General features: G+C 61.9%; 3 protein-coding genes. 2 read left to right on the top strand and 1 reads right to left on the bottom strand.

What is annotated here, in order from left to right; translation table 11 throughout:
* On the top strand, positions 1-1294 hold a 1294-nt coding region (locus AC1DRJ_RS21660), incomplete at its 5' end, for an AMP-binding protein (RefSeq protein ID WP_477803939.1).
* 97 nt (positions 1295-1391) lie between these two features.
* Here AC1DRJ_RS21660 and AC1DRJ_RS21655 read toward each other — a convergent pair.
* On the bottom strand, positions 1392-2453 hold the full coding sequence (locus tag AC1DRJ_RS21655; RefSeq protein ID WP_477803938.1) for an alpha/beta fold hydrolase: 1062 nt from the start codon (positions 2451-2453) through the stop codon (positions 1392-1394).
* A gap of 360 nt (positions 2454-2813) precedes the next feature.
* Between AC1DRJ_RS21655 and AC1DRJ_RS21650 the strand changes: the two genes are divergently transcribed.
* On the top strand, positions 2814-3606 hold a 793-nt coding region (locus AC1DRJ_RS21650; protein WP_477803937.1), incomplete at its 3' end, for an AraC family transcriptional regulator.

Raw genomic sequence — 3606 nt, 5'->3', positions numbered from 1 at the left:
GACCTTCCTGCCGCTGATCAAACTCATCGCTGGCCGCTGCTCCGGGGTCAAGGCGTTCATCGCCATGACCGATCGCGCCCACATGCCGACCGACGCCGGTATCGATAACCTGCTGTGCTATGAAGACCTGCTGCAACAGGGCGCCAGCGACTACGCCTGGCCGGAGCTCGACGAGGATGCGGCCTGTACGCTCTGCTACACCTCAGGCACCACGGGTAACCCTAAAGGCGTGCTTTACAGTCATCGCTCCTCGCTGCTGCACACCTATGCCGCCGCGCTGCCGGATGCTCTGAATTGCTCGGCGCGGGACGTCATCCTGCCGGTGGTGCCGATGTTCCATGTCAACGCCTGGGGGCTGCCGTACATCGCGTGCATGGTCGGGGCCAAGCTGGTATTTCCTGGACCTGCGCTGGACGGCAAATCGCTGTTCGAGCTGCTCGAAGCGGAGCAGGTGACGCTCTCTGCTGGCGTACCCACGGTCTGGCAAGGGCTGCTGGGGCATCTGGAACAAACCGGCGAGTCTTTTTCCAGCATGCAACGCACCATCATTGGCGGCGCAGCCTGTCCCTCGGCCATGCTGCACAAGTTTCAGCAGACCTACGGCGTGGCGGTGTTGCACGTGTGGGGCATGACCGAGTTGAGCCCGATCGGCACCATTGGCACCCTCAAGGCCAGGCACCTTGATATGTCCCCGGCAGAGCGCAACGCCGTGCAGTCCAAACAGGGCAGGGCAGTGTTTGGCGTCGACATGAAGATCGTCGGCGCGGATGGCGTGGAACTGCCTTGGGACGGCGCCACCTCGGGTGACCTGATGGTGCGTGGCCCCTGGGTGGTGCGCGACTATTTCAGAAATGAAGGCGACGGTTCGCCGCTGATCGAGCACGCCGGCCAGACCTGGTTCCCCACCGGCGATGTGGCGACCATCGATGGCGATGGCTTCATGCAGATCACTGATCGCAGCAAGGATGTGATCAAGTCGGGCGGCGAGTGGATCGGCTCCATTGAYCTTGAGAACATTGCCCTGAGCCATCCCTCGGTCGCCCAGGCGGCCTGCATCGCTGCGAAACACCTGAAGTGGGATGAGCGGCCCTTGTTGATCGTGGTCAGGAAGGCGCAGGCAGCCCTGAGCCGGGAAGATCTGCTGGCCTTTTATGACGGCAAGATTGCCAAGTGGTGGACGCCGGATGATGTGGTCTTCGTCGACACGATTCCACTGGGTGCTACGGGCAAGGTATTGAAGAACCGCCTGCGCGAGCAGTTCGGCGATCATCTGCTGGTCAAGGCGGCCAGCTAGTTCTAAGGGGAAAATCAAGCCCTGTGCAAAGGCAGGGCGGACGTTACGGTAGATACCTACGTTCGCCCTGCCTTTTGTTTTGACGTTATGAAGGGGGTTAGCGTGCCGCTGGCTCAGAGACCATCAACTGCTCGAGAAACTTCAGCAGCAACTCGTTGACCTCAGCCGGACTTTCCTCTGCAGCGCTATGGCCGACACCGGGCAGCAGCACCTTTTTGCGCAGCGCGGGCAGGTAGGCGTCCATCTGCTCGTATTGGCTGCGGATTTCCACCGGCTCCAGGGACGGGTCGGCCGCACCACCGATGAACAGGCTCGGCTGGCTGACCTTGGCGCCGTCGAGAAACGCGGTGATTTCCCAATTGCGGTCGCGGCAGCGGTAGTAGTTGAGGGCACCGGTAAATCCGGTGCGCGTGTACTCGGCGACGTAGTAGTCGAGCGAACGCGGGCTCAGCCAGGACGGGAACGCGCCTTTAGGCTCGGTAAAGGCGTTGAGGATTGGCTCGCCGGCTTCGACAAACAGGCGCCAGCGTTCGGCACCCACGGCGCTGCCGGAGATCGAGTAGAAGACGCTGCTCAGGGTCTTGCGCGGATCCGCGGCCAGCTCGCGATCCGGCTTGTCGAGCTGCTGGAAATACAGGTGGTGGTAGACCCGGCCTTTGGCCATGGCCTGCAGGCCCACGGTTGGCTTGACCTTGCCCCGCGGCGGTACCGGAGTGTTGAGCATCACCAGGCCTCTAAACAGATCCGGGCGCAACATAGCCGCCGCCTGGGCCACCCAGGCGCCCAGGTCGTGGCCGATGATCACCGCAGAGGTTTCGCCCAGGGCCGCCATCAAGCCGACCATGTCGCCGACGGATTGGCTCATGTCATAGGCTTCGATAGTGTCGGGGCGGTCCGATTGCCCGAACCCTCTTTGATCGGGCACGACAACCCGATAGCCGGCCTCGGCCAATGCCACGATCTGGCGCCGCCACATGTACCAGAGGTAGGGGAAGCCGTGCAGCAGGATGACGAGCGGCCCCTGGCCCTCGTCGATGTAGTGCATGCGGATGCCGTTGACGTCGGCAAAGCAGTGGTTGAATGCATCGGGATCGTCGGCATCCACCTGCGCCATTGCGGCGAGCGGCTGACCGATACGCATTGCAGCGTGCGTATCCATTATCTACCTCCATCTTATCAATTGTGGGCCTGAAGGTAGCCCGCGAGGGTGCCCTGCACTGAGCTTGCCGGGACACAATCTTGTGAAATTGGGACAGGACAAACCCCTGTAGCGCGGCGTCTGCCGCCGCCATCTCCGGCCCGTCCGTCGTGTCCCAATATGCTAAGAAATTATCCCGCCATGCCCATGGCGCCTCGCCCGTGCTCCCTAAAATGGGACCGCGCGACCTGCTCTGGGTTACGCCAGGTCAGGGTTGAAGATCGCTGGCGCTATCAGTGCTTCACCAGCGTCGCCTTCCCGCGCAATACACCTTCGATGAAAAAAGCAACGCCGCCATCGGCCGAGGGAGGTCTCCTACACATGCCCATGCTTGTTCGCGCCGCCGTTTTGACCAAATACCTGGAAGTCACCCAGGACCTGGGATTCAACCCGTACGACGTCATGACTGTCGTCGGCCTGAGCAGGGCTCAGTTGCGAGTCCCGGAAAACCGGATACCCATCGATACCGCCGTGCGCCTGCTGGAAGATTCGGCCGTCGCCAGTGGTTGCCAGACCCTCGGCCTGCGCATGGCCGAGTCGCGCCAGCTTTCGGACTTCGGCGTGGTAAGCCTGCTGCTCAGCCAGCAACGCACCCTGCGTGACGCCTTGCAGGTGATGCAGCGCTACCGCCATCTGATGAATGATTCCCTGGGGATCTTTGTTGAAGAAGCCGGCAGGATGGTGATCATTCGTGCCGAGATGGTCACCGAGTCACTGTTGCCCAGTCGCCAGGCCTCAGAGCTGGTCATTGGCGTGCTGTTCGGCCTGTGCTCGACACTGCTCGGCTCGCAGTGGCGCCCCTACAGCGTCAACTTCATGCACCAGCCACCCGACAACCTGCAACGTCATCGGCGTATGTTCGGCTGCAATCTCGAGTTTGGCAGCGAGTTCAACGGCATCGTCTGCTCCGCTGCCAGCCTGGACATGGTTAACGCCAGTGCCGACCCGGCCATGGCGTGTTATGCCCAGGACTACATCGATTCGCTGCAAGGTCATGAAAGCACCTCGTTGCTGTTCGATGTGCGCAAGGCGATCTACCTACTGTTGCCCATGGGCCGCGCCACGATCGAGCAGATCGCGCTGTCGCAGGGCATGAACGTGCGTACCTTCCAAC

This window comes from Pseudomonas sp. P5_B2, from assembly GCF_056400445.1.
The sequence above is the reverse complement of the archived record's forward strand: the minus strand, read 5'-3'. Positions and strand labels throughout refer to the sequence as shown.

Coding starts and splice junctions, on each gene's coding strand:
- AC1DRJ_RS21655 (WP_477803938.1), bottom strand. CDS start 2,453: ATGGATACGCACGCTGCAATGCGTATCGGTCAGCCGCTCGCCGCAATG.